Below are 26296 nucleotides of genomic sequence, written 5' to 3'. Positions count from 1 at the left end.
GGAGACGGCGTCGTCAAGGGGCGCGTGAGGGTGTGGCGAACCAGGCAAGCACGAAGCCCGCGCCCAGGATCAGGTCGATCGCGCCAAAGGCCGCGGTCGCCGATCCGCCCGCCAGAACTAGCGCGGGCACGCCGAACGCGCCCTTCTCGGCGACACCCGCGAGCATCAGCGGGCGATACCGCACCGGATCGCCGCCGATCGTCCAGAAGACGAGCTGGAACGCGAGCGCAGTCAGCGTGAAGGCGAGTTGCGGCAGGATGAGCGGTCCTGGTGCGGCGAGGCTGGCGACAAGCGCCATCGTGGCGTAGATCGCGGCACCGCGGAACCACCAGCCGACCCAGCGCGGCGCGCTCAGCACAGGCTGACCCGCCCGGCGGCGTGACGTTCGAGCCGGCCGCCGAGTTCGAGTTCGAGCAGCACCATCTGCACCACCGCCGGCGCGAGCCCAGCCTGACGGACGAGTTCGTCGACGCCGACCGGGACGGGGCCGAGCAGCGACACGATGCGGCGGCGCTCGGCCTCGCTCGCATCCTCGGGCGGCGGTGCGCCCCACGCCGCGTTCGGCGATCGAACGCCGTTTAACCGATTGACGGCGCGCGGGTCGATCGGGCGGATCTGTTCAAGCACGTCGGCGGCGGACTGGACCAGCACCGCGCCGTCGCGGATCAGGCCGTTGCAGCCTTGCGCGCGCGGGTCGCTAGGGTGGCCGGGCACTGCCATCACCTCGCGTCCCGCCTCGCCCGCCAACCTGGCGGTGATCAGCGAGCCTGAGCGCGGCGCGGCCTCGATCACCACGGTGCCGAGCGAGAGCGCCGCGATGATTCGGTTGCGATGCGGGAAGTGGCGCGCGCGCGGTTCGGTGCCGGGCGGCATCTCGGCGACCAGCAGTGCGTCTGCGGCGATGCGGTCCTGCAGTCGCGCATTCTCCGGCGGGTAGGCGACGTCGATCCCGCCCGCGATGACGCCGATCGTCGCGCTGCCGGCACCCTCGTGTGCGGCGGTATCGATCCCGCGTGCCAGCCCCGAGACGACGACCGCGCCCGCCTGTGCGACCTCCTGCGCCAGGCCGCGCGCGAAGCGGCACGACGCGGCGGAGGCGTTGCGCGCACCCACCATCGCCACCGTGTCCCGCGACGCGAGCGACCGGTCGCCGCGGATGGTGAGGACGGGCGGCGCGTCCGACAGTTCGGCGAGCAGCGGCGGGTAATCGTCACGGCCGAGAAACAGGTAGCGCGCGCCGATCCGCGCGACCGCCTCCATCTCGCGCAATGCCACACCCGTGTCGGTCACCGCGGGTACGCGCCCGCCGCCGCGCCGTGCTAGGTCGGGCAGCGCCTCGATCGCCGCCGCCGCGGTGCCGAAGCGCGCGATCAATTGCCGGAACGACACCGGCCCGATCGAGGCTGTGCGGATCAGCCGCAGCCGCGCGAGCGCGTCATTGTCGTCGATACTGCCGGCCGCGGTTGCGCGATCGAGGGCCGCGACTTCGCGCACGGTCAGGCCGCGTCCCTGCTGCGGCCGATCCGCGGCTCGGTACCGTCGAGCAATCGGGAGATGTTGGCCCGATGCTTCCACACCACCAAGAGCGCGAGCGCGAGCAGCAGCGGCACGAGGTCGAACGGGCCGAGTATCGCGGCAGCGACCGGCGCGCTGACCGCCGCCGCCATGCCCGCGACCGAGGAGATGCGCATTCCTGCGAGCAGCCCCAGCCACACGACCGCGTAGACGAGACCGAGCGGCCAGGCGAGCGCGACCGCGATCCCCATCAGCGTCGCGACGCCCTTGCCGCCCTTGAAACGGAGCCAGACGGGATAGCAGTGGCCGATGAACGCGCCCGCGGCGGCGAGCGGCGTTTCCTGCGGGAACAGCCGCGCGACGATCAGCACCGCTGCCACGCCCTTCAACATGTCGAGCAGCAGCGTCGCGGCGGCGAGCCCCTTGCGCCCGGTGCGCAGCACGTTGGTGGCGCCGATGTTGCCCGAGCCGACCTGCCGCAGATCGCCGGCGCCGCCCAACCGCGTCAGGATAACGCCGAACGGAATCGAACCGAGCAGATAGCCGATCAGCAACGCCGCCGCGGGCGGCATCCAGACGATTTCGGTGCCCAGTTCTGTTCCCCTTCTGACCCTGTTCTAGCGCCCTGCGAATAGTGTGTCACTCATCTGTATCTACTAGCATCCCAAGCCTATGCGGTCGGCGATGAGCGACAATACGCGACCGATCCTGTTCTTCGATTCTGGTGTGGGCGGCTTGTCGGTGGTCGCGCCGACGCGCGCGCTGCTGCCCGCCGCACCGATCGTCTACGCCGCCGACAGCGCGGGCTTTCCTTACGGCACCAAGAGCGAGGGCGAGATCGCCGCGCGCGTGCCCGCGCTGCTCGGGCGATTGTTGGAGCGATTCCGCCCGCGATTGATCGTGATCGCGTGCAACACGGCGTCCACGATCGCGCTGCCCGCGGTGCGCGCCGCGCTTGATCTTCCGATCGTCGGCACGGTGCCCGCGATCAAGCCCGCGGCACAGGCGTCGCGCACGCGCGTGATCGGCGTGCTCGGTACTGAGGCAACGGTACGCCAGCCCTATGTCGACGACCTCGCCAGGCGGTTCGCGGGCGACTGCACGGTGCTGCGCTACGGTTCGGCGGCGCTGGTCGAGTTGGCGGAAGCAAAGCTGGCGGGCGAGGCGGTCGCGCCGGACGCGGTGGCGCGCGAACTCGCCGGCTTGTTCGGGCAGGCGGGTGGCGAAGCTATCGACGTGATCGTCAACGCGTGCACCCACTTCCCACTGCTGGAGGACGACATGCGCGCGGTGGTGCCGCGCGAGGTCACCTTTGTCGACGGCGGCCCAGGCATCGCGCGGCGCGTGGCGACGCTGACCGATGGGCAGCAATGGCCGCACGACTCGGGCGAGGCGCGTCTGGTGTTCACCCGGCTCAGCGAGCGTGAGGCCCAAATCGGCGCGCACCTGCGCGCGCACGGCTTCGCCCCGCCCGAGACACTGTGATCGACCAAATGCGCTGGAAAAGCGTGTGACACAGGCGTAAGTCGCTCGCATGATTAGCGAGAGCAGCGAAGCGCGCCGCGTCCATCAGGTCGACGCACGCCCGGTCGATTATTCGCGCGTGTTTACTCAGGCGATCGACCGCCTGCATGCCGAAGGGCGCTACCGCGTCTTTATCGACATCCTGCGCAACAAGGGCATGTTCCCCAATGCGCGCTGCTTCGCCGGGCACAACGGCCCCAAGCCGATCACGGTCTGGTGCTCGAACGATTATCTCGCGATGGGGCAGCACCCCAAGGTTATCGCGGCGATGGAAGAAGCGCTCCACGACGTCGGCGCCGGCTCGGGTGGGACGCGCAACATTGGCGGCAACACGCACTATCACGTCGACTTGGAGGCGGAACTCGCCGATTTGCACGGCAAGGAAGCGGCGCTGCTGTTCACCAGCGGCTATGTCTCGAACGAGGCAACGCTGGCGACGCTCGCCAAGGTGCTGCCGGGCTGCATCATCTATTCCGACGAGCTGAACCACGCCTCGATGATCGCAGGCATCCGCAATTCGGGCTGCGAGAAGCGCGTGTTCCGCCACAATGATCTCGCGCATCTGGAGGAACTGCTCGCCGCCGACGATGCCGCGGTGCCCAAGCTGATCGCGTTTGAGAGCGTATACTCGATGGAAGGCGATGTCGCGCCGATCGCGGCGATCTGCGACCTCGCCGACAAGTATAATGCGCTGACCTACCTCGACGAGGTGCACGCGGTCGGCATGTACGGCGCGCGCGGCGGCGGCATCTCGGAGCGTGATGCGGTCGCCGACCGGCTGACGATCATCGAGGGAACGCTGGGCAAGGCGTTCGGCGTGATGGGCGGCTATATCGCGGCCGACCGCACCATCGTCGACGTGATCCGCTCCTACGCGCCCGGGTTCATCTTCACGACCTCGCTGTCGCCGGTGCTGGTCGCGGGCGTGCTGGCGTCCGTCCGGCACCTGAAATCGTCGAGCGTCGAGCGCGACGGGCAGCAGGCCGCCGCCGCGACGCTCAAGGCGATGCTGGCCGACGCCGGTCTGCCGGTGATGATCGGCGAAACGCACATCGTGCCGGTGATGGTCGGCGATCCGGTCAAGGCCAAGAAGATCAGCGACATCCTACTTGCCGAATACGGTGTGTACGTTCAGCCGATCAATTATCCGACCGTCCCGCGCGGCACCGAGCGGTTGCGCTTCACCCCCGGCCCCGCGCACAGCGAGGCGATGATGCGCGAGCTGACCGACGCGTTGGTCGAGATCTGGGGCCGGCTGGAGCTGCGTCAGGCGGCGTAGCAACTTCGTCATCCCGGCCTTGAGCCGGGATCCCGCTGCCTGTCTCTAGCGTGCGGAGAAGTGGGACGCCGGATCAAGTCCGGGCAACCGCGTTCACTGTAACGCTGCATCGCGCTGATCTAGGATCGCGGGCACGTACGGCGTCGGCGCACCCGCCGGCATCGCCGCCAGCGCTTCCGCGATGATCCGTGCGCGATCCTTAGGTGACGGATGCGTGCGGCTGCGGAACATGCCGGGGTCGACCTTTTTTCCCGGCCCTTGCCAGAAGCGTACCGCATTCTGCGGGTCCCAGCCGGCGTTGCGCAGCAGAAACGCGCCAAGCACGTCGGCCTCGGTTTCCGTCACGCGAAACAGCCGCGCGTTGCGGCCGAACTCGCCGAACAGCCCCCATTTGACCCCCGCCGCCTCCAGCCGCGCGCGGTGGCGCAGGATCGTGTGCGCGAGCTCGTGCGCGACCACGACTGCTACATCGTCGTCGCCGTACGTTTCCATCAACCGCGCGCCGACCTGCACGACATACCCGTCCGATGACGCGCCGAGCTTGGGTCCTGCGACCACCTCGAACTCGCTGCGGCAGGCGGGGACCGGCGCGATCGTGGCGCGGCGCGTGCCGTCCAAGTCGTTGAGCGTCAGCACGATCGGTGCGCCCGGCGGTCGCGCGGCCAGCCGGGCAAGTGCCGCATCACGCGTCGCGCTGGTGTCGTGCGCTGCGGTCGGCGCAGTCAGCGGCGTGCCGGCGATCGCCGCCAGTCCTTCGTTCTGGACGATCCCCGCCCGCGCAGCGGGTGAACCGGGCACCACCCACTCCACCGCAACCGGCTCCGCGAAGCCGAACACCGCGCGCGCCGTGTCGGCATCACGCGCGGCATATTGGTCGATCGCGTGAAGCACGAGCCCAGTGCCCGGCTGCTGGTCGCGGCACAGCGCGGCGTTCGCGGTGGTGAGCCGCCACGCCACGTCCGCGAGCCGCGCATCCTGCGCCCGCAACGCCTCGAATGTCGCGCGGCTGTCGGGCGCTGCGGCGGCGAGCAGCGTGAGGGGGAGCAAGATGCGGAGCAGACGCGACATGCCTCGTCCTCTACGCCGTGCAGGTCGCGCGGTCATCACCGCGCAACACCGCGCCCGCATTGACTTCGCGCGCCTCACGCATCAGAATAGTTTCACTTGATACCAGTGGAGCAGGCTCATGGACCATATCGACGTCAATCCGATGGGGCTCGACGGCTTCGCCTTCTGCGAGTTCACCTCGCCTGAACCCGACAGGCTTGCCAAGCAGTTCGAGGCGCTCGGCTTCGTTCCGGCCGCCACGCACCCGACCAAGCAGGTGACGCTCTACCGCCAGGGTCGCATCAACCTGCTGATCAACCGCGAGGAGACTGGGCAGGCCGCCGAGTTCCGTAACAGTCACGGCCCGTCGGCCAACGCGATGGCGTTCCGCGTCTCGAACGCGCGCGAGGCGCTCGACGCAGCGGTGGAGCGTGGCGCCAAGGCCATGGACGCGAGCGGCAGCGCACTGCCTGACGCGCAGGTGCTCGAAGGCATCGGCGGCTCGCTGCTGTACCTGGTCGACGCCGATCCGTTCGCCGACTGGACCGAGGTCGAGGGCTGGCAGGACGCAGCGGCGGAGAACAACGTCGGGCTCGACCTGCTCGATCACCTGACGCACAACGTGCGGCGCGGACAGATGCGGACGTGGTCGGCGTTCTACGGCCAGATCTTCGGCTTCGAGGAGCAGAAGTATTTCGACATCAAGGGCAAGGCGACGGGCCTGTTCAGCCAGGCGATGATCGCGCCCGACAAGGCGATCCGCATCCCCTTGAACGAGAGCCAGGACGACAAGAGCCAGATCGAGGAGTTCATCCGCGATTACAACGGCGAAGGCATCCAGCATCTCGCGCTCACCACCGACGACATTTACACCACCGTCGAGAAGCTGCGCGCGCGCGGTGTGCGGTTGCAGGACACGATCGAGACCTACTACGAGCTGGTCGATAAGCGCGTGCCGAACCACGGCGAGGACCTGGAGCGGCTGCGCCGCAACCGCATCCTGATCGACGGCAACGTCGGCGAGGAAGGATTGCTGCTGCAGATCTTCACCGAGAACATGGTCGGCCCGATCTTCTTCGAGATCATCCAGCGCAAAGGCAACGAGGGGTTCGGCAACGGCAACTTCCAGGCGCTGTATGAGTCGATTGAACTCGACCAAATTCGGCGCGGTGTCATTACAGTCGACGCCTGATCGATGTGCGAAGCGAACGCTTCGCACGAGATGCGCCGCGACGGCGGCGCCGTCGACCGGCTAGCGCGACGAAGCCGGCGCACAAGGCGCGGCTTCGCCGCGTCTGACGCGCCGGCGGGCGTGACACGATCCACCCGCGGATTCGTTACACAAAGCCGCCCAAGGAAGGACCGAGGATGACCGACCCCATCACCCCCACCTACATCCCCGGTTTCGGCAACCACGTCTCGACCGAGGCGATCCCCGGTGCGCTGCCGATCGGCCGCAACTCGCCGCAGCGCCCCGCCTTCGGGCTCTATACCGAGCAACTGTCAGGCACCGCCTTCACCGCGCCAAGGCACGAGAATCGCCGCTCGTGGCTGTACCGGATGCGCCCGACCGCGGAGCATCCGCCGTTCGAGGCTTATGAGGGAGCCAAGCGTTTCGCCCCCGGCACCGCCGACACGCCGCTGCCACCCAACCGGCTGCGCTGGGATCCGCTGCCGCTGCCGGGCGGAGAGCGCGTCGATCTGGTCGACGGCATGACGACGATGCTGACCAATCGCCACCCCGCCGACCTCGAAGGCGTCGCGATGCACGTCTATGCCGCGACCAAGGATATGGACGCGCGCGTGTTCATGGACGCGGACGGCGAACTGCTCTTCATCCCCGAGCAGGGGCGGCTGGAGCTGCTGACCGAACTCGGCCGGATCGAGGTCGCGCCGGGACAGGTCGCGCTCGTGCCGCGCGGCGTCCGTTTCAAGGCGCTACTGCCCGACGGTCAGGCGCGCGGCTATGTCGCGGAGAATCACGGCGCGCTGTTCCGCCTGCCCGATCTCGGCCCGATCGGCGCCAACGGCCTTGCTAACCCGCGCGATTTCGAGACGCCGGTCGCCTGGTTCGAGGACCGCGACGAACCGACCGAGGTCATCCAGAAGTTCATGGGATCGCTGTGGACGACGACGCTCGACCATTCGCCGCTCGACGTCGTCGCGTGGCACGGCAATCTCGCGCCCTGGCGCTATGACCTGTCGCGCTTCAACACGATCAACACCGTCAGCTTCGACCATCCCGATCCGTCGATCTTCACCGTGCTGACGAGTCCCAGCGATGTGCCCGGCCGCGCCAACGCCGATTTCGTCATCTTTCCGCCGCGCTGGATGGTGGCGGAGGGGACGTTCCGTCCGCCGTGGTTCCACCGCAACGTCATGTCGGAGGCGATGGGGCTGATCACCGGCGCGTATGATGCGAAGGCGGAAGGCTTCCAGCCCGGCGGCATCTCGCTCCACAACATCATGAGCGGGCACGGCCCCGACGTCGCGAGCTGGCAGGGGGCGAGTGCCGCCGACCTCAAGCCGCACAAGATCGAGGGCACGATGGCGTTCATGCTCGAGAGCTGCTGGGCGTACCGGCCGACCGACTACGCGCTGACGCACGCACAGCTCGACTATGACGCGGTATGGGCGGATTTCCCCAAGGCGACGCTGCCCCGTTCATGAAGGTGCGCGCGTGAGCGAGGTGACGACCGGCGGGCAATCCGCTCGCGTCTTTGCAACCCCAGCGGGGGTGAAGCTCGGCACGCTCGATCAGATCGCCGACGGTGCCGCGCGCAATTACGTGCTGCAATTGCGCGCGGGGCGATTCCACGGCTTCGTCGTGCGACAGGGGGAGGCGGTCTACGGCTACGTCGACCGCTGCCCACACGCCGGGCTACCGCTGGCGCAGGAGCTCGACGCCTATCTGACGCCCGATGGCGCGCGGATCATGTGTTCGTGGCACGGCGCGGTGTTCGCGATTGCCGATGGTCGCTGCGAGGGCGGGCCTTGCATGGGCGCGCGGCTGACGCCGTGGCCGGTGCGCGTCGATGGCGGCGTGATCGTCACCGCCGATACGTAATCCGCCATCCGAAACGGATGCTTAATCACCTTCAACCATGACAGGCTGGTGATCGCATCCGAAACCTTGCCCAACCATTTCAGCATCGGCGCGTCGCAGGCCGCCTGGCACGCGCTGTGCCGATCGCAGGCGGTGATCGAATTCACGATGGACGGCGTCGTGACCTGGGCGAACGACCGTTTCCTCACCATCGTGGGTTACCGGCTCGATGAGATCGTCGGGCGGCACCACCGTGTGCTGTGCTTCGACAATCAGGCTGATACGCCAGCCTATGCCGAGTTCTGGCGCAAGCTCGGCTCCGGCCGGTTCGACCAGGGCGAGTACCCGCGACGCGACGCGCGCGGCGAGGAAGTGTGGTTGCAGGCGACCTATACGCCGGTCCTCGGACCACCGGGCATGCCAGAGCGCGTGCTGAAGATCGCCACCGACATCACGCGACAGGTCAAGCTGGAACGCGAGGTGCAGGCACACCTAGACCAGTCGCGCGTGTCAGGCGCCGCGCTGGTCGAGCGCGGCACGGTGATGGAGAACACGATGGCGCAGGTGGCGGAGATCGTGTCGAGCATCTCCGCCATCGCCAAGCAGACCAACCTGCTCGCGCTCAACGCGACGATCGAGGCGGCGCGCGCGGGAGAGGCGGGGCGCGGCTTCGCGGTGGTCGCCTCTGAGGTCAAGAAACTGGCACGCGACACGCACGACGCCGCCGGGCGCGCCGCGCGGCTGGTCGCGGCGCAGGGCGACTAGGCACGCATCCGGGCGCGCCTCACGGCTGATGTGTGCGGCGCAGCGCGCCCGTGTCGTAGCCGAGCGACTTGGCGCGCGCGAACAATGCGTCGACCTCCTTGTCGCCGGGACGCGGCGAGCGTGACAGCAGCCACAGGTAGCGCCCGCCGGGCTCGCCGACGATCGACCAGCTGTAATCGTCGGCGTGGTCGAGCACCCAGTAATCGCCGACGTACAATGGCCCGAAGAACGACAGCTTGAGCTTCGCGCCCGTCGTCTTGTCCGCGACCACGCCCTTGGCGCGCGCGACCTTGCGCTTGCCGCCGCGCGTGCCAGCATTGGTGACGCCGATCTTGTCGGCCGCGAGGCGGGAGTAGTCGGCGGTGACCGCGTCCATGCCCTCCTCGAACAGGTATTCGTGCCGCGCGATCTCGTACCAGCGGCCGAGATAGCGGTTGAGGTCGACCGGCTTGGCGGGCTCGGGCACCGCACGGTTAATCACCGGCGGACGCTTGGCGCGCAGGTAGAGGAAACCGCCGAGACCGAGCGCGGCGGCGCCGGCTCCGGCGAGGACGGCGGCGTTGGGACGGGAGGATTGCTGTGCCATGCACATCCCTACCAGCGAACGCCCGCCTGGTTCCCTCAGGCCACGCGCGCCTTCTCGCGCAACCGCGCGGCGTGCAGCAGCGGTTCGGTGTAGCCGCTGGGTTGCGCGACACCGTCGAAGACAAGCGCGCGCGCGGCCTGGAATGCGATGCTCTCCTCCTCGCGGCCCGCCATGGGGTGATAGGCCGGGTCGCCTGCATTCTGCGCATCGACCTTGGAGGCCATGCGGGTCAGCGCAGCATTGACCTCGTCGGCGGTGGCGACGCCGTGGAGCAGCCAGTTGGCCATGTGCTGCGACGAGATGCGCAGCGTCGCACGGTCCTCCATCAGCCCGACGTCGTGGATGTCGGGCACCTTGGAACAGCCCACCCCCTGGTCGATCCAGCGCACGACATAGCCGAGAATCCCCTGCGCATTGTTGTCGAGCTCCTCGCGCACCTCCTGCGGCGTCCAGTTGCGCCCCGCGGCCAGGGGCACGGTGAGCAAACGGTCGAGCGCGGCGACCGGCTCGGCGCGGCGCGCCTCTTGCCGCGCGAACACGTCGACGCGGTGGTAATGCGTCGCGTGCAGCGTCGCCGCGGTGGGTGAGGGTACCCAGGCGGTGGTCGCGCCACTGGTCGGATGCGCGATCTTCTGGTCGAGCATGTCGGCCATCATGTCGGGCGCGGCCCACATGCCCTTGCCGATCTGCGCGCGGCCGGAGAGGCCGCAGGCGAGCCCGATCTGGACGTTGCGGTCCTCATACGCCTTGATCCAGTCGGCGCCCTTCATCTCCGCCTTGCGGATCATCGCGCCGGCACGCATCGCGGTGTGCATCTCGTCGCCGGTGCGGTCGAGGAAGCCGGTGTTGATGAACACGATGCGGTGGCGCACCGCGTGGATGCACGCGGCGAGATTAGCCGAGGTGCGGCGTTCCTCGTCCATCACGCCGACCTTGATCGTGTGGCGTGGCAGGCCGAGCAGGTCCTCGACCGCGTCGAACAGGCGGTCGGTAAAGGCGCATTCGTCGGGGCCGTGCATCTTGGGCTTGACGATGTAGATGCTGCCCGCGCGGCTGTTGCGGCGCCCCCCCCGGATGTCGTGAAGCGCGACGAGGCTGGTGACGATCGCGTCGAGGATGCCCTCGGGTGCCTCGCTGCCGTCAGGCAGGTGCAGCGCCGGCGTCGTCATCAGGTGACCGACGTTGCGGACGAACAGCAGGCTGCGGCCGGGCAACACGATCTCGCCGCCGTCGGGGCCGGTGTAACGGCGGTCGGGGTTGAGCCGACGCGTCATCTCCCGCCCGTTCTTCTCGAACGTGTCGGCGAGGTCGCCGCGCATCAGCCCGAGCCAGTTGGCATAGGCCGCGACCTTGTCGGCGGCGTCGACCGCGGCGACTGAATCCTCCAGGTCGCAGATCGTCGTGACCGCACTTTCCAGGATCACGTCGGCGATGCCCGCGGGATCGTCGCGGCCGATCGGATGGTTGGAATCGAACACGACCTCGATGTGCAGCCCGTTGTGGCGGAACAGGCGGCCGTTCTCGCTGCGGCCGACGTACTGAGCGGGGTCGGCGAGCGTGATGTCGTCGCCGGTGAGGTCCGTCCACGATCCGCTCGCGAGCGGCACCGCGTCGTCGAGGAATGCCTTTGCCCAGGCGATCACCTGACTTCCACGTGCCGTGTCATACGCACCGCCGGGGTTGGGCGAGCCGAGCGCGTCGGTGCCGTAAAGCGCGTCATACAGGCTGCCCCAGCGCGCGTTGGCGGCGTTCAAGAGGAAGCGCGCGTTGAGGATCGGCACGACCAGTTGCGGCCCGGCGGTGGTCGCGACCTCCGCGTCGACGTCGGTCGTGTCGATCGTGAACGGTGCGGGTTCGGGGACGAGATAGCCGATCTCGCGCAGGAACGCCTGGTACGCGGCCTGGTCGATCGGCTGTCCGGCGCGCGCGGCGTACCAGTCGTCGATGCGGCGCTGCAGCTCGTCGCGGTGCGCGAGCAGGTCGCGGTTCTCGGGCGCGAAGCGGGCGAAGATGTCGGCGACGCCCGACCAGAAGGCGTTCGGCTCGACACCAGTGCCGGGCAGCGCACGCTCCTCGATAAAGGCTGCGAGTTCGTTCGCGACGTTGAGGCCGGCGCGGTTGGTCATCTGCTCGGTCATCTGCTCTCTCCTGCCGGCACGCTTGTAGCCTGCGCCCGTTGACGCCACTAGACGCATCATTGACGCGGCAGCCGCTACTCAGATGCATGAATGATCGACCCTGATTACATCCTGTTTGCGCGGCTGGTGACCGCTGGCAGCATCGCTGCGGCGGCGCGGGAGCTGCGCCTATCTCCTGCGATGGCGTCGCGCCGGCTCCAGCGGCTTGAGGCGCGGCTCGGTGCGCGGCTGGTGCAGCGCACGACCAGACGTCTCGCACTGACGCCAGCAGGCGAGCGGTTCCACGCCGACGTGGTCGCGATCCTCGCTGCGGTCGAGGCGGCGGAAGCGCGGTTGACCGGTGCGGCGGCGGTGCCGGCGGGGCTGCTCCGCGTCAGCGCGCCCACCTCGTTCGGGCGCCTCCACGTCGCGCCGCAGCTGCACCGCTTCCTCGACGCGCATCCTCAGGTGAGGCTCGCGTTCGACCTGTCCGACGCATTCGTCGATCTAGTCGCGGGGAGCGTCGACGTCGGCATCCGCATCGCCGCCGGGGTGCCGCCGTCGCTGGAGGCGCATCGGCTGGGCGCGAGCCGCCGTGTGTTGTGCGCTAGCCCGGCCTATCTAGCGCGCGCGGGCGTGCCGGCGCGGATCGCCGATCTGGGCGACCACCGCCTGCTCGCCGCGGCGGGGCAGATGCCGTGGCGGCTGGTGTCGGGCAGCAGACGCGCGAGCGTCGACCGCGCGAGCCACGTCGAAACTAATTCGAGCGAGCTGGTACGCGAACTGGCGCTGTCGGGGGTTGGCATCGCGCTACGCTCGCTATGGGACGTCGGCGATGCGCTGCGGACCGGCGCGCTGGTGCGCGTGCTGCCCGAGTGGGAGGGTATGCTGGACGTCGCGATCTGGGCGGTGCACCCGCGCGCGCCGATCGTGTCGCCGGCGGTGCGCGCGTTCGTGGCGTTCCTGCGCGAGGTGGTTGATCCGGCGGCGTGGGAGTGAAGGGGATCGCGGAAGGTCACGCGAAGGTTACGCCAAAGCGCGGCGCGCGGGGGACTGAGTCGACGTGGGGGCGGTGCGGAAGGTCACGCGAAGGTCACGCCAAAGCGCGGCGCGGAGTTGGAGTAATCCGACTGTCGCGAGAGATCACGCTGGGCCGCTTTCCGCGCGGCTTAACGGGCATGTTCCCGTCACCCCGGACTTGGATTCGGGTTTCCGCTTCTTTGAGCACGACACGAGAAGGTAGCGGGATCCCGGATCAAGTCCGGGATGAGGGGGGTTAAATCCGTCAAAACGCTTTTAAAAAGATCAGCGCTCAAAAAGGTTGGGTGGGTGCGGCGTGGTTCGCTGGCGTAGCGATGTCAAAGAGCGTCGGTGATCCGGTCCTGGGATGACGCTGGCATGGATCGGGTGTGTAGGACAGCGTGGCATGGCGGCTGCTGGGGTGACTTGGGACTAGCTTATCGGAGCGGTTCTCGGCCGTTCGCCACATCGTCCCCCGGACTTGATCCGGGATCCCGCTGGCTTCTTCTGCCGGCCCGAGAAGCGGGACCCCGGATCAAGTCCGGGGTGACGGAAGAATGTGCGTTGAACTGGTTGGAGCACGCACGCGGTATCGCGGAGCGCGCATCCGGCCGCATCATCCTTGTTCGTCGCGAGGTCGGGCCGGGTGACGGCGTTTGTTTCAATCGGTTCGCGGAGCCAGCGCCCCGCCGGCCGGTCAGAACAGGCGGCCGCCGTTCGGAACTGGGTGCGCCGGACTGACGAGCACCACCGCGCCGTCCGCGTCGGGGAAGCCGAGCGTCAAAACCTCCGACATCATCGGGCCGATCTGTCGCGAGGGGAAGTTGACGACGGCGGCGACCTGGCGGCCGATCAGCTCGTCGGCCGAGTGGCGCACGGTGATCTGCGCCGAGGAACGCTTGATGCCCAGCACCTCGCCGAAGTCGATGGTGAGCTTGTAGGCGGGCTTGCGCGCTTCGGGGAAGGGGTCGACCGCCACGATCGTGCCGACGCGGACGTCGACGCGCATCCAATCGTCGAAGGTGATCGGGTCGGCGGCGGGCGCGGCGGGATCGTTGGAGGCGTGCATCAGTCCCTCGGCATCAGAAGTCCGGATTTTCGTAATAGCTCGGCGGCTCGATCCCGCTGACGCGCTCGGTGAGTAAGGGGCGGAAGCTGCGGCGGCTCTTGAATGCGGCATACCACGCCTTGGCGTGCGCGTGGCCGGTCCAGTCGATGCCGCCCAGGTAATCCGCGACCGAGATCTGCGACGCGGCGGCGAGGTCGGCGAGGCTGATCGTCGCGCCGGCGATCCATTTGCGGTGGTCGAGCAGGTAATCGATATAGTCGAGGTGCCCGACCGACGATTTCATCGCCTCGCGCAGCCGTGATGCATTGGGCGCGGTGCGGTGGACGAGGCGGTTGAGCATCCGTTCTTCGAGCAGCGGCTGCGTCACGTCGCGGTAGAAGAAAGTGTCGAACCACGCGACCAGCCGGCGGATCTCGGCGCGGTTGGCCGAGGTGCCGTTGATCATCGCGGCACGCTCCACCGTTTCCTCGAAATACTCGCAGATCGCGAGCGAATCGATCAGCACCTCGCCCTTGTTCGGCTCGACCATCACCGGCGTCTGGCCAGCGGGGTTCATGTGGAGGAAATCGTCGCGCCGCTCCCACGGATGCTCGCGCACCAATTGGTAGCCGACGTCCTTTTCATTGAGCAGTGTGCGCACCTTTCGGGTGAACGGACACAGGGTGAATTGGTGCAACTGCCACATGGGTTTGGTGAATAGCGCGCCCGTGAGGTGGGGCAAGGGGCGCACGTGGCGAGGTGCAGGTTTGTGGCGTCGGGCGCGCGCGATGAAAGTGCTGGCGCCGCAGGGACTTCCGTCGCGGCGGCCGAGCGGGCAGGGACGTGGGCGTGTCGCACCCGTTGATCGCCGCGCTCGCCACGTTGCTCGCCTTCGTGGTCGGGCTGACCCTGCCCGACGTCGACATGGCGTTGTGGCTGGGGCATCGCAGCGCGGTGACGCACAGCGTGCTGCTGCCGGGCGTGCTGCTGGCGCGGCGGCGATGGTGGCCGGGGGCGTGCGGGTTCGGCGGCGGGCTGGGGCTGCACCTGGCGGCGGATTTCTTTCCGAACCGGATGATCGGGTTCGCGACCGTGAAGCTGCCGCTGGTGGGCGCGCTGTCGGCGGCAGGGTCTTACTGGTGGTTGGGGGTGAATGCGCTGGCGTGCCTGGGGCTCGCGGCGTGGGTGCTTCGGCGGCTGCACGCGGGCGGCGCGGCGGTGCTGGTGGCGGGCGCGGCGGGAGTCGCGGGGGCGGCGTATCTGTGGCGGACCGATGGCGGCTGGCCGGTGCTGGCGATCGTGGCGGTGCTGGTGTGGGGGGCGTGGCGGTGGCGGCGGGCATAGTCGCCGATCGTACCTTCCCCCGCACGTCACCCCGGACTTGATCCGGGGTCCCGCTGTCCTCTCGGCGGTGGCAAGTAGAAGCGGGATCCCGGGTCGAGCCCGGGATGACGTAGGAAGAGACGTTACTCCGCCGCGACCAATTCGGCGCTGTCGTCGAGCGGGTGGGGGAGGCGGGTGAGCATTTCCTTGGGCACGACCTGCCAGAAATGCTGGAGCGCGGCGTCCCAATCCTCGAGCAGCCCCTTCGACCAGCGGCTGTCGGTGGCGCGGGCGTGGGCGTGGACGAGCGCGTGGAGCCGCTCGGCCCAGTGGGCGCTGGCGAGGCGCTGCCACACGATGCTCTCCGGGTTGGCGTTGCGCGCGAAGCTGCCCTTGGCATCATAGACGAACGCCATGCCGCCGGTCATGCCGGCGCCGAAGTTCTGGCCCACCTCGCCCAGCACCACCGCGGTGCCGCCGGTCATGTATTCGCAGCCGTTCGCGCCGCAGCCCTCGACCACGACGTCGGCGCCCGAATTGCGCACCGCGAAGCGCTCGCCCGCCTGGCCCGCTGCGAGCAGTTTACCCGCGGTCGCGCCGTAGAGCACGGTGTTGCCGAGGATGGTGTTGTCCTGGCTGGCGAGCGGCGAGGATACCGCTGGGCGCACGATGATCGTGCCGCCCGACAGCCCCTTGCCGACGTAATCGTTGGCGTCGCCGAACACTTCGAGCGTGATCCCCTTGCACATGAACGCGCCGAGCGATTGCCCGGCCGAGCCGCGCAGGCGGACGGTGACGTGGCCGTCGGCGAGCTTGCTCATCCCGAAGCGTCGGGTGATCTCGCTCGACAGGCGGGTGCCGACCGCGCGGTGCGTGTTGCGCACCGAATAGGTCAGCTGCATCTTCTCGCCGCGCGAGAAGACGGGGGCGGCATCCTTGATGATCTGCGCGTCGAGGCTGTCGGGCACTTCGTTGCGGAAGGTGGAGAGCGAGAAGCGCCGCTCGGCGTCGGTCGCGTCGACCTTGGCGAGGATCGGGTTCAGGTCGAGGTCGTCGAGATGCTCCGCGCCGCGGCTGACCTGGCGAAGCAGCTCGGTGCGACCGATGATCTCGTCGAGGCTGCGCACGCCCAGCCGCGCGAGGATGTCGCGCACTTCCTCGGCGATGAAGGTCATCAGGTTGATGACCTTTTCCGGCGTGCCGACGAACTTGTCGCGCAGTTTCTGGTCCTGCGTGCAGATGCCGACCGGGCAGGTGTTCGAGTGGCATTGCCGCACCATGATGCAGCCCATCGCGACGAGGCTGAGCGTGCCGATGCCGAACTCCTCTGCGCCTAGGATCGCGGCAATGACGATGTCGCGTCCGGTCTTCAATCCGCCGTCAGCGCGCAGTTTGATGCGGCCGCGCAGGCCGTTGAGGGTGAGGACCTGGTTGACCTCGCTCAGCCCCATCTCCCACGGCGTACCGGCGTACTTGATGCTGGTCTGCGGGGACGCACCCGTACCGCCGACGTGTCCCGAGACGAGGATCACGTCGGCGTGCGCCTTGGCGACGCCCGCTGCGACCGTACCGATGCCGGCCGACGACACGAGCTTGACGCAGACGCGCGCGCGCGGGTTGATCTGCTTCAGATCGTAGATGAGCTGCGCCAGATCCTCGATCGAGTAGATGTCGTGGTGCGGCGGCGGCGAGATGAGCGTGACGCCGGGCGTCGAGTGGCGCAGGCGGGCGATGAACTCGGTTACCTTGAAGCCGGGGAGCTGCCCGCCCTCACCGGGCTTGGCACCCTGAGCGACCTTGATCTCGATCTCGTCGCAGGCGTTGAGATATTCCGACGTCACGCCGAAGCGCCCCGAAGCGATCTGCTTGATGACCGAATTGGCGTTGTCGCCATTCTCGTACGGCGTGTAGCGGATTTTGTCCTCGCCGCCCTCGCCCGACACCGCCTTGGCACCGATCCGGTTCATCGCGATCGCCAGCGTCTCGTGCGCTTCCGGCGACAGCGCGCCGAGGCTCATGCCGGGGGTGACGAAGCGCTTGCGAATCTCGGTGATCGCCTCGACCTGATCAACCGCGACGCCCTCTGCGGGGAAGTTGAACTGGAACAGGTCGCGCAGGTAGATCGGCGGCAGGTCGGCGACTCCGCGTGAGAATTGCAGGTAGCTCGAATAGCTGTCGGTCGCGACCGCCGTCTGGAGCAGGTGCATCAGTTGCGCGGAGTAGGCGTGCGCCTCGCCGGTGTGGCGCTGGCGGTAGAAGCCACCGATCGGCAGCGTCGCGACCGCGCTGTCGAACGCCGCCTCGTGCCGCTCGGTCGCGTTGACGTGGAGCGAAGCGTAGCCCTCGCCGCTGATCTTGGCGGGCATGCCGGGGAACAGGTCGTTGACGAGCGCGCGGGAGAGACCCACCGCTTCGAAATTATAGCCGCCGCGATAGGAGGAGATCACCGCGATCCCCATCTTCGACATGATCTTGAGCAGGCCCTCCTCGATCGCCTTCTTGTGGCGGGCGAGGCAGTCGTCGAGCGCGAGATCGCCGAACAGCCCGCGCGCTTGGCGGTCGACAATTGCGGCTTCGGCCAGGTACGCGTTCACCGTCGTCGCGCCAACGCCGATCAGCACGGCGTAATAATGCGTGTCGAGGCACTCGGCGGTGCGCACGTTGACGCTCGCGTAGGAGCGCAGCCCGCGACGCACGAGATGGGTGTGGACCGCGGCGGCGGCGAGCACGCCGGGGATCGCGACGCGGTCCTCCGAGATATTCTCGTCGGTCAGGAACAGCTCGCTGCGTCCCTCGCGCACCGCTTGCTCGGCCTGGTTGCGGATGCGCTGGATCGCGGCGCGCAGGCGCTCCGCACCGCCGCCGGTCTCGAACGTGCAGTCGATCTCGGCCGCGCTGGAGCCGAAATAGGCCTTCAACCGGTGCCAGTGCGCGCCGGTCAGCACCGGCGAATCGAGCACCAGCACGCGCTCGCGCCGATCCTCGGTGTCGAGAATGTTGGCCAGATTGCCGAAGCGCGTCTTGAGCGACATGACGTAGCGCTCGCGCAGTGAATCGATCGGCGGGTTGGTGACCTGCGAGAAATTCTGACGGAAGAACTGGCTGATCAGCCGCGGCTTGTCGGAGATGACCGCGAGCGGGGTGTCGTCGCCCATCGAGCCGATCGCTTCCTTCGCGGTCTCGACCATCGGCGACAGGATCAGCTCCATGTCCTCCAGCGTCTGTCCGGCCGCGACCTGTCGCCGCGCGAGTTCGGCGCGGTCGTAGCGGGTGGTGCTGTCGAGCGGAGCGGGGGGCAGGTCGTCGACCGTCGAGAATTCGCCGATCATCGCGGCGTAATCGTGCTCGGCGGCGATCTTGTCCTTGATCTCGCGGTCGCGCAGCACGCGGCCTTCGTGCAGGTCGACCGCGATCATCTGCCCCGGGCCCAGCCGGCCCTTGGCGACGATCGTGCTCTCGGGCACCACCACCATGCCGGCTTCCGAGCCGATGATGAGCAAGCCGTCGGCGGTCTGCGTGTAGCGTAGCGGGCGCAGCGCGTTGCGGTCGACGCCGCCGACCGCCCAGCGCCCGTCGGTCATCGCGAGCGCGGCCGGGCCGTCCCACGGCTCCATCACGGATGCCAGATATTGGTACATCGCGATATGCGCGTCGGGCGTGTCGCCGCCCGACTGCCATGCCTCGGGCACCAGCATCAGCTTCGCGGTCGGCGCGTCGCGGCCCGAACGGCAGATCGCCTCGAACGTCGCGTCGAGCGCCGCGGTGTCGCTGGCGCCCGCGGGGATCACCGGCTTGATGTCCTCCGAATGCTCGCCGAACGCGATCGATGCCATGCGGATCTCGTGGGAGAGCATCCAGTTCTTGTTGCCGCGAACCGTGTTGATCTCGCCATTGTGCGCGAGGCAGCGGAACGGCTGCGCCAGCCACCATTGCGGGAAAGTGTTGGTTGAATAACGCTGGTGAAAGATCGCGACGCGGCTCTCGAAACGCTGGTCGGTGAGATCGGGGTAGAAGACCGACAGGCTCTCGGCGAGGAACAGCCCCTTGTAGATGATCGAGCGGCACGACAGCGAGCAGACGTAGAAGCCCTGGATCTGCGCCGCGATCACGCGCTTCTCGATCCGGCGGCGGACGAGGTAGAGGTTCTTCTCGAACTCCTCCGCGCTGACCGCGTCGGGCATCGGCCCCGCGATCATGATCTGCTCGATCTCGGGTCGCGTCAGCTGCGCCTTGGCGCCGATCACCGACACGTTCACCGGCACCTGGCGCCAGCCGTAGATCGTGTAGCCGGCCTCGATCATCTCCGCCTCGACGATCGTGCGGCACGTCTCCTGTGCCCCCAGATCGGTGCGCGGCAGGAACATCATGCCGACTGCGAGCCGGTTGGGGAGGAGCTTGTGCCCCGAGGCGGCGACGCAATCGTCGAAGAAGCGCACCGGCAGGTCGACGTGGAGCCCCGCGCCGTCGCCCGTCTTACCATCGGCATCAACCGCGCCGCGGTGCCACACCGCCTTCAACGCGTCGATCGCGGATTGCACGACGCGGCGCGACGGCTTGCCATCGGTCGCCGCGACGAGGCCCACGCCGCACGCGTCGCCCTCGAATTCGGGGCGGTACATGCCGTGCTCGGCGAGATAGGCGCGCTGGGCGGTCAGACTGGGGGCGGTCATGATCGGGGCTCCAGCATGTGACGATCCGCAATCACGCGCTCGGCACGCGCGGCGGCATCGGTGAGAAACGGAATGGATGTGAGCGCTGCGACGACACGCTCGAAGCGCTCGGTCGATCCGAGCGGGTATTCGTGCACGAGTTCGTTTCGCAATTTGACGATTGTCACCCAGCGCTCAGGCTCGTCGATGACACCCAACTCGACCATGTGGTTGCCGATATCGAGCGGATAGAGACCCTTCAGTCGAATGCCCAGCATCCGCAACATAGCACGGAACAGGCTGTGCAGCGTGCCTTGGAGTTGCTCGAACTCCTTCAGCAACGCGGTCGATGCCACGCGTTGTACCGAGGTCATCGCCTCAAACGCCTCTTTGGATGAGGGCGGTTGTCCCATAAGCGGCTGTGTTTCCACGACCGAGCGGATCAGCGCGCGGGTCGCCAGCAGCAAATCCTCCAACACCTCCTGCTCGGGCGTCACAGCACGATCCCGTCGCGATAGGCGATACGCTCGAACCCGCGCGGGATCGTGCCGCGGCGCGACAGGACTAGATCGATCTTGCGCGGTTCGATCTGGCGAAACAGTCGATCCTCGAACAGGCCACGTGCCTGCCATTCGTTAGTTGGCGGAGACGCCTCCACGTGCAGATCGATATCGCCGCCGCGCAGGTCGTCGTGAACGCGGCTGCCGAACAGGCGCACGACCGCGTCGTCGCCGAACGCCTCGCGCGCCGCCTGCTTGATCGCCGACACCTCGTGTTCGGTCAGCCTCACGCCGCGACCCGCGCGTTCGCCGCCTTTGTCTTCAAATACTTGTGCATCGCCGCCGACACGTCGCGGCCATCGCGGATCGCCCAGACGACCAGGCTCGCCCCGCGGACGATGTCGCCGGCGGCGAACACGCCGTCGAGGCTGGTCATCAGCGTTTTCGCGTCGACCAAGACGGTGCCCCAGCGCGTGACGCCGAGTTCGGGCGCATCCCACAAATGCGGCAAATCCTCCGCGTCGAAGCCGAGCGCCTTGACGACGAGGTCGGCGGGCATGTCCTCGGCCGCGCCCGGATCGATCTCGGGCGTGCGGCGGCCGCTGGCGTCGGCGCTGCCCAGCCGCATCCGGTTGGCGCGGACGTGGGTGACCCGGCCGCCGTCCTCCACGAAGGAGGCAGGGGCGGAGAGCCAGACGAACTCGACGCCTTCTTCCTCGGCGTTCGCCACCTCGCGCTGGCTGCCGGGCATGTTGGCGCGGTCGCGGCGGTAGAGGCATTTGACGCTCTTCGCGCCCTGGCGGATCGCGGTGCGGACGCAGTCCATCGCGGTGTCGCCGCCGCCGATCACGACGACGTTCTTGCCCGCCGCATTGAGGCTGCCGTCCTCGAACGCGGGCACGGTGTCGCCGAAGCTCTTGCGGTTAGAGGCGGTGAGATAGTCGAGTGCTGCGACCACGCCCGATGCGTCATGCCCGCCGACGTCGATCGCGCGCGCCTTGTACACGCCGGTCGCGATCAGGATCGCGTCGTGGCGCTGGCGCAACTCGTCGAGCGTCGCGTCCTCACCTACCGCGAAGCCTTCGTGGAAGACGATGCCGCCTGCGCGCAATCGCTCGACCCGGCGCGTGACGACTGGCTTCTCGAGCTTGAAGCCGGGGATGCCGTAGGTCAGCAACCCGCCGGCGCGGTCGTGGCGGTCGTAGACGTGGACCTCGTAGCCGTGGCCGCGCAGATATTCCGCCGCCGACAGCCCGGCCGGACCGGCGCCGATCACGCCGACCGACTGGCCGCGGGGCGAGCCGGGGACGAGCGGTTCGACCCAGCCTTCCTCCCACGCCTTGTCGGTGATGAACTTCTCGACCGAGCCGATCGTCACCGCGCCGTGGCCGGTGAACTCGATCACGCAATTGCCCTCGCACAACCGATCCTGCGGGCAGATGCGGCCGCAGATCTCGGGCATGGTCGAGGTCGCGTTCGACAGCTCATACGCTTCGCGCAGCCGGCCTTCGGCGGTCAGCCGCAGCCAGTCGGGGATATGGTTGTGCAACGGGCAGTGGACCGAGCAATAGGGCACACCGCATTGCGAGCAGCGCCCTGACTGATCCTCCGCCGATTGCACCGCATAACGCTCGGCGATTTCGCGGAAGTCCTCCGCGCGCGCCTCCGCCTCGCGCTTGGCGGGATAGGATTGCGGGCGTTCAACGAAACGAAGCATGTCGGCCATCGGTAATCTCCGATGCCCGCAATTTCATATCAACAATCGTCTGTCACGCGAAATCAAACAACTTAGGTATTGCAATGGACCTAGTTAGTCGAGTTTTCTACTTAAATCCGAGAAATCGGTTATCATCTGCTGTGTAGAAGGTCCGCTTCAACACCTATCATTGTGTCAGGAGTAGCAGCGCCAGCGCACCGGCCACGATCCGGTACCAGGCGAAGGGCGCGAAGCCGTGCCGCCCGACGATGCCGACGAACCAGCGCACCACCAGCAGCGCGACGACGAACGACACGACGAAGCCGACCGCGATCGCGCCCAGACCCGCGCCCTGGCCAGTCATCAGCTCGCGGTGATGCCCGCCCAACTCGACCACGCTCGCGCCCAGCATCGTCGGAATCGCCAGAAAGAAGCTGAATTCCGCCGCGGTGCGCCGCTCGACGCCGAGGCTCAGCGCACCGAGGATCGTCGCGCCCGAGCGGCTGACGCCTGGGATCATCGCCAAACACTGGATGAAGCCGACGCCCAGCGCGGTGCGCGCGGGCATGTCGGCGATGCCGCGCGTGGTGCCGGGCTTCACCAGCCGCTCGATCACCAGGATCGCGATGCCGCCGACGATCAGCGCGACCGCGACCACGCGCGGTTGCAGCAGCAGCGCCTCGATCTGGTCCTTGAGCGCCAACCCGATCACCGCCGCCGGGATGAACGCGATCAACAGGTTGCGCACGAACCGCACCGCGCCCGCTTCACGCGCGAACAAGCCCGTCAGCACGGTCCAGAAGGTGCGCCAGTAGAGCACGGCCACCGCCAGGATCGCGCCCAGCTGGATCACGATGTTGAACAACCGCCAATGCGCCTCGTCGTAGCCGAGCAGCGCGCTCGCCAGGATCAGGTGGCCGGTGGAGGAGACGGGCAGGAACTCGGTCACCCCCTCGACGATGCCGAGGAGGACGGCGGTGAGCAGGTCGTTCAAGCACGATCTCCCGAGGAGAAGAAATGGGTAGGCGGGTTAGCCCAAGTGTCAGCCCAGGTATCAGCCTTGCGCGCGGTTGAGCAGCGAGAAGCGTCCCGCCTTCCGGTAGCGCACCAGCCAGCCGGGCGCGACCGCGTCGAACGGCGTGCGCGCGACGCCCAGCGCGGTCAGCCCGTCGCTGCCGGCGGAGACGACCGAGTCGCGCTGTAGCAGCAGCCACTGGTCGCCGGTCAGCGGCCCGCCGGGCAGCTTCGACAGGATGGCGCCCGCCGCGTCGGGCAGCGGCAGGAAGGTCGGCGTGCGACCGACGTGCGTCGCGATCCGCTGCTGGATCTCCAGCATGGTCAGCACCTCCGGCCCGCCGAGCTCGAACAACTGGCCGCCGAAGCGCGCCGGATCGCCGAGTGCGGCGACAACCGCGTTCGCGACGTCGCCGGCGAAGACCGGCTGGAACCGCGCGCCGCCGCGCAGCACCGGTACCACCGGCAGGCGCGAGACCATGCCCGCGAAGCGGTTGATGAACTGATCCTCACGCCCGAACACCGTCGAGGGGCGCAGGATCGTCGCGTTCGCGAACGCGTCGCGCACCGCGGCCTCCGCCTCGCCCTTGGTGCGGGCGTAGTTGGACGCGCTGTCCGCGTCGGCGCCGATCGCGGACACGTGCACCAGCGCGCCGACGCCTAACCGCGCGGCGGCCTCCGCGACCGCGCGTGCGCCCTCGACGTGGATGCGCTGCAGGTCGCCGGCGAAGCTGCCGACGAGGTTCACGACGCCATCGGCATGCTCGACCGCGCGCGCCACCGTGTCCGGGCGCGTCACGTCCACTGCGACGAACTGCGTCTGCCCGAGCGCGCCCAGCGGCTTGAGAAAGAATGCCTGCCGCGGATCACGCTGCGCGATGCGGACGCGCGCGCCCGCCTTCAGCAACGCCTGCGCCACGTAGCGGCCGATAAAGCCGCCGCCGCCGATCAGGGTCACGAGCTTGTTGTTCACGCCGGTCATTGGTCAATGTCCCTGGGAAGTCGGGCCACGCCTTAGCCGCCCGCGCGGGCGAATAACAAGGCTGCGCACGGGCGTGGCGCCGCGCACACGATTTTCTGTGCGGGAAAGCGTTGACAAGCCTCCGTGCGCTCCACTAGAGGCGCCGGCCTACCCGAGAGCTTGTCAGCTCTTACCGTGCCCAGATGGCGGAATTGGTAGACGCACCAGCTTCAGGTGCTGGCGATCGCAAGGTCGTGGAGGTTCGAGTCCTCTTCTGGGCACCATTCACCCTAGGCCATTGAAAAGCCTAGGAAATAGCTGAGAAACAACGGTTTTTACAGGCGGCTGTTACAGATGTAACAGGGGCTGAAAGCCATGTGTACCTATCTCGCTAAGCGCGGTTCTACCTACTATTTTCGGCGGGCAATCCCTGTCGAGCTACGGCCTGCCTTCGGCGGTCGGGCTGAGTTCATGCTGTCGCTACGGTCCAAGGATCGGGCAGAGGCCAAGCTCCGCATCCCTGCTCACACTGTCGAAACGGACAAGCTGCTAGCCGATGCTACCCGGTCCCTAGCTGGCAAGCCTGCCCCTAAGCCGAAAGCGCCCCTGTCCCCCGCTCAGATGGAGCGGGCGCGGACCCGTTGGGAACAGGAGCAAGAGCAAGCGGACCATGTAGCCGATGAGCTATTCGCCACGGACATGGAGGCTGAGGCCCTATCCCCGATCATGGATGCCCTGAGCGCCGGTAAGGAACCTGAGGGATCGCTAGCCGACATAGCTAGGGCTGGCAGGCTGCTAGTGGAGCATGAGCGGGAGACAGCCGGGGCAAATCGGGAAGCCCTGATAAACTCCCTTCATGCCCGGTTCGGCCAGAATGCCCGCGCATCGAAAGGGCAAAATCAGGCCGTTGAGTACAGCGACGACGCCAAGGCCAACGAGGGCAAGGGCAAATACCTAGATACAGATATCCTCGACGGGTGGGCCGCTGAGCGTAAGCCGTCTCCCCGTGGCAAGGATGCCTATTGGCGGGATGCCAAGCTGTTCAATTCCATGATGGGCCGTAAGTCGGTCGAGCTAATTACCAAGGCCGATGTGATGGCCTACAAGCGCAAGCTGATAGCGGACCCGGCCCGATCACAGGTGAATGTGCGGGATCGGCTGGCGTATCTGCGGACCCTGCTAGAATGGGCGACTCAAGAGGATATCGTACCCGTCAACGTGGCCCGTGACGTTAAGATGGCCGTCACTGAGCGGGGAGAGAAGCGGAAAGACTTCTCTACCGATGACCTCAATGCCCTGTTCGCTGGCCCGGTTCATGCCAAGGGCGAACGACCTAAGGGCGGCTATGGAGAAGCTGTCTATTGGCTTCCCCTCCTAGCCCTGTTCATGGGAGCGCGCCGGGAAGAGATAGGCCAGCTACGGGTGCAGGACGTGAAGCCCGTGGCTTACATAGACGATGCCGAAAACCGGCAAGAGGTATGGTGTATCGACATAACAGATACGCCCGATGACGATGCCCTGCCTAATCAAATCAAGAACGAGGCGAGCAATAGGCTTGTCCCGCTGCATCCCAAGCTGATTGAGCTAGGGTTCATCGACTATGTATCCAAGCTGCCAGATCAGACAGGCCGCGTATTCCCCGGCCTGAAAGCTGTAGGCATTGGCAAGAAACTAACTGACAAGATAGGGCAGTGGTTCAGCCGCTATAAGCACGACTGTGGGATTGAGGATAAGGCCAAGGTCTTTCACTCATTCCGCCATACATGGAAAACCCATGCTGTAGATGCCGGTATCCCTGAGCGGGTATGCCGACAGTTCCAAGGGCATGAAGGTAAAGACGCTGCGGATAAGTATGGGGCTGCTCCATCTATGCGGGTAATGGTAGCGGCTATTGCATCTTATCGGGTGCCGGGGCTGGTCATTCCCAAGCCTTGAGCGAACCGGACATACAGATACCCGAAATTGCCCCGGAGCCGCCCGTGTGGAGCGATTTGGAAGCGTTCGGGTATCTGTAGGACGGAATGAGCTATCACCTCTCAGCGACTCTCCTAGGCAGGATTTTAGGCATCCCGCCCGAGCGGTACGCCAGCCTCACGGCGGGCAGCTTCCCCGGTCGGGGTCACTCGGTAGTAAGCGTCCGGTGACGGCGTCACCTCAAACGGGCCGGTAGTTCCACGGCAGCAGTTCAGCGACCCGGCGGGCCGGA

Annotated in this window: 23 protein-coding genes, 1 tRNA gene and 1 pseudogene; 11 read left to right on the top strand and 14 right to left on the bottom strand. The window is 67.5% G+C overall.

The genetic code is table 11. From position 1 onward, the window contains the following. Window positions 1-13: 13 nt before the first annotated feature. Genes HRV97_RS11885 through plsY form a run of 3 tightly spaced genes read right to left on the bottom strand, consistent with a single transcriptional unit; the run spans window position 14 to window position 2087 of the window. On the bottom strand, window positions 14-358 hold the full coding sequence (locus tag HRV97_RS11885) for a hypothetical protein (RefSeq protein WP_174194496.1): 345 nt from the start codon (window positions 356-358) through the stop codon (window positions 14-16). After that, the gene (dprA, locus tag HRV97_RS11880) at window positions 352-1449 is read right to left on the bottom strand and encodes a DNA-processing protein DprA (protein ID WP_174194771.1); all 1098 of its coding nucleotides are present in this window, start codon (window positions 1447-1449) and stop codon (window positions 352-354) included. Before dprA ends, HRV97_RS11885 begins: the two co-directional genes overlap by 7 nt. A 47-nt stretch (window positions 1450-1496) precedes the next feature. Next, the gene (gene plsY / locus HRV97_RS11875; RefSeq protein ID WP_174194495.1) at window positions 1497-2087 is read right to left on the bottom strand and encodes a glycerol-3-phosphate 1-O-acyltransferase PlsY; all 591 of its coding nucleotides are present in this window, start codon (window positions 2085-2087) and stop codon (window positions 1497-1499) included. Window positions 2088-2199: 112 nt separating this feature from the next. On the opposite strand from plsY, the gene murI reads away from it, so the two are divergent. Next, complete coding sequence (gene murI, locus HRV97_RS11870; RefSeq protein ID WP_174194494.1) at window positions 2200-3000, top strand: glutamate racemase; 801 nt, start codon at window positions 2200-2202, stop codon at window positions 2998-3000. 49 nt (window positions 3001-3049) lie between these two features. Then, window positions 3050-4318, top strand: a complete 1269-nt coding sequence (gene hemA / locus HRV97_RS11865) for a 5-aminolevulinate synthase (protein WP_174194493.1) — start codon at window positions 3050-3052, stop codon at window positions 4316-4318. Window positions 4319-4411: 93 nt separating this feature from the next. Here the strand turns inward: hemA and HRV97_RS11860 are convergent, their stop codons facing one another. Continuing rightward, window positions 4412-5386 carry a M48 family metallopeptidase gene (locus HRV97_RS11860; RefSeq protein WP_174194492.1) on the bottom strand — a complete coding sequence of 325 codons (975 nt, stop codon included), beginning with the start codon at window positions 5384-5386 and terminating at the stop codon, window positions 4412-4414. Between the two features lie 118 nt (window positions 5387-5504). Between HRV97_RS11860 and hppD the strand changes: the two genes are divergently transcribed. The 4 genes from hppD to HRV97_RS17690 all read left to right on the top strand — a co-directional run bounded on the left by hppD (window position 5505) and on the right by HRV97_RS17690 (window position 9176). Beyond that, a complete protein-coding gene (hppD, locus tag HRV97_RS11855) occupies window positions 5505-6557 on the top strand; it encodes a 4-hydroxyphenylpyruvate dioxygenase (protein WP_174194491.1) in 1053 nt (350 codons plus the stop codon). A gap of 176 nt (window positions 6558-6733) precedes the next feature. After that, window positions 6734-8035 (top strand): homogentisate 1,2-dioxygenase, encoded by a 1302-nt coding sequence (gene hmgA, locus HRV97_RS11850; protein WP_174194490.1) that lies wholly within the window; start codon window positions 6734-6736, stop codon window positions 8033-8035. 10 nt (window positions 8036-8045) lie between these two features. After that, window positions 8046-8432 (top strand): Rieske (2Fe-2S) protein, encoded by a 387-nt coding sequence (locus HRV97_RS11845; RefSeq protein ID WP_343044497.1) that lies wholly within the window; start codon window positions 8046-8048, stop codon window positions 8430-8432. 48 nt (window positions 8433-8480) lie between these two features. Beyond that, window positions 8481-9176, top strand: a complete 696-nt coding sequence (locus HRV97_RS17690; RefSeq protein ID WP_343044496.1) for a methyl-accepting chemotaxis protein — start codon at window positions 8481-8483, stop codon at window positions 9174-9176. Window positions 9177-9195: 19 nt separating this feature from the next. On the opposite strand, the gene HRV97_RS11835 is transcribed toward HRV97_RS17690, so the two are convergent. Then, a complete protein-coding gene (locus HRV97_RS11835) occupies window positions 9196-9762 on the bottom strand; it encodes a lipocalin family protein (protein ID WP_174194489.1) in 567 nt (188 codons plus the stop codon). A gap of 35 nt (window positions 9763-9797) precedes the next feature. Then, window positions 9798-11900: a malate synthase G gene (locus HRV97_RS11830; RefSeq protein WP_174194488.1), complete on the bottom strand. Its 2103-nt coding sequence runs from the start codon at window positions 11898-11900 to the stop codon at window positions 9798-9800. A gap of 90 nt (window positions 11901-11990) precedes the next feature. Between HRV97_RS11830 and HRV97_RS11825 the strand changes: the two genes are divergently transcribed. After that, entirely contained in the window at window positions 11991-12878 is an 888-nt protein-coding gene (locus HRV97_RS11825) for a LysR family transcriptional regulator (protein WP_174194487.1), read from the top strand. Window positions 12879-13596: 718 nt separating this feature from the next. Here HRV97_RS11825 and HRV97_RS11820 read toward each other — a convergent pair. Together HRV97_RS11820 and HRV97_RS11815 are read right to left on the bottom strand one after the other, a co-directional pair. Continuing rightward, the gene (locus HRV97_RS11820; protein WP_174194486.1) at window positions 13597-13968 is read right to left on the bottom strand and encodes a tRNA-binding protein; all 372 of its coding nucleotides are present in this window, start codon (window positions 13966-13968) and stop codon (window positions 13597-13599) included. A gap of 13 nt (window positions 13969-13981) precedes the next feature. Next, complete coding sequence (locus HRV97_RS11815; RefSeq protein ID WP_174194768.1) at window positions 13982-14653, bottom strand: glutathione S-transferase family protein; 672 nt, start codon at window positions 14651-14653, stop codon at window positions 13982-13984. Between the two features lie 143 nt (window positions 14654-14796). Between HRV97_RS11815 and HRV97_RS11810 the strand changes: the two genes are divergently transcribed. Beyond that, window positions 14797-15291 carry a hypothetical protein gene (locus tag HRV97_RS11810; protein WP_174194485.1) on the top strand — a complete coding sequence of 165 codons (495 nt, stop codon included), beginning with the start codon at window positions 14797-14799 and terminating at the stop codon, window positions 15289-15291. A 122-nt stretch (window positions 15292-15413) separates the two neighbouring features. Here HRV97_RS11810 and gltB read toward each other — a convergent pair whose 3' ends face one another. The 6 genes from gltB to HRV97_RS11780 all read right to left on the bottom strand — a co-directional run bounded on the left by gltB (window position 15414) and on the right by HRV97_RS11780 (window position 24102). After that, on the bottom strand, window positions 15414-19940 hold the full coding sequence (gltB, locus tag HRV97_RS11805; RefSeq protein ID WP_174194484.1) for a glutamate synthase large subunit: 4527 nt from the start codon (window positions 19938-19940) through the stop codon (window positions 15414-15416). Then, entirely contained in the window at window positions 19937-20416 is a 480-nt protein-coding gene (locus HRV97_RS11800) for a ribonuclease HepT family protein (RefSeq protein ID WP_174194483.1), read from the bottom strand. The genes gltB and HRV97_RS11800 overlap by 4 nt, the downstream gene beginning before the upstream one ends. Beyond that, entirely contained in the window at window positions 20413-20709 is a 297-nt protein-coding gene (locus tag HRV97_RS11795; protein ID WP_174194482.1) for a nucleotidyltransferase domain-containing protein, read from the bottom strand. The genes HRV97_RS11800 and HRV97_RS11795 overlap by 4 nt, the downstream gene beginning before the upstream one ends. Next, a complete protein-coding gene (locus HRV97_RS11790) occupies window positions 20706-22145 on the bottom strand; it encodes an NAD(P)-dependent oxidoreductase (RefSeq protein WP_174194481.1) in 1440 nt (479 codons plus the stop codon). Before HRV97_RS11790 ends, HRV97_RS11795 begins: the two co-directional genes overlap by 4 nt. Window positions 22146-22302: 157 nt before the next feature. Continuing rightward, window positions 22303-23109 (bottom strand): undecaprenyl-diphosphate phosphatase, encoded by an 807-nt coding sequence (locus HRV97_RS11785; protein ID WP_174194480.1) that lies wholly within the window; start codon window positions 23107-23109, stop codon window positions 22303-22305. 60 nt (window positions 23110-23169) lie between these two features. Then, window positions 23170-24102, bottom strand: a complete 933-nt coding sequence (locus HRV97_RS11780) for an SDR family NAD(P)-dependent oxidoreductase (RefSeq protein WP_174194767.1) — start codon at window positions 24100-24102, stop codon at window positions 23170-23172. Between the two features lie 185 nt (window positions 24103-24287). Between HRV97_RS11780 and HRV97_RS11775 the strand changes: the two genes are divergently transcribed. The 3 genes and pseudogenes from HRV97_RS11775 (at window position 24288) to HRV97_RS17790 (ending at window position 26025) form a co-directional block, all read left to right on the top strand. After that, window positions 24288-24374 (top strand) — tRNA-Leu (locus HRV97_RS11775). A 91-nt stretch (window positions 24375-24465) separates the two neighbouring features. Continuing rightward, window positions 24466-24639 (top strand): annotated as a pseudogene (locus tag HRV97_RS17860) (DUF6538 domain-containing protein); the annotation flags it as partial. 249 nt (window positions 24640-24888) lie between these two features. Beyond that, a complete protein-coding gene (locus tag HRV97_RS17790) occupies window positions 24889-26025 on the top strand; it encodes a site-specific integrase (protein WP_174194479.1) in 1137 nt (378 codons plus the stop codon). The last annotated feature ends 271 nt before the right edge of the window (window positions 26026-26296 follow it).

The organism is Sphingomonas hominis (assembly GCF_013328205.1).
In the GTDB taxonomy this organism is placed as follows: Bacteria; Pseudomonadota; Alphaproteobacteria; order Sphingomonadales; family Sphingomonadaceae; genus Sphingomonas; species Sphingomonas hominis.
The sequence above is the reverse complement of the archived record's forward strand: the minus strand, read 5'-3'. Positions and strand labels throughout refer to the sequence as shown.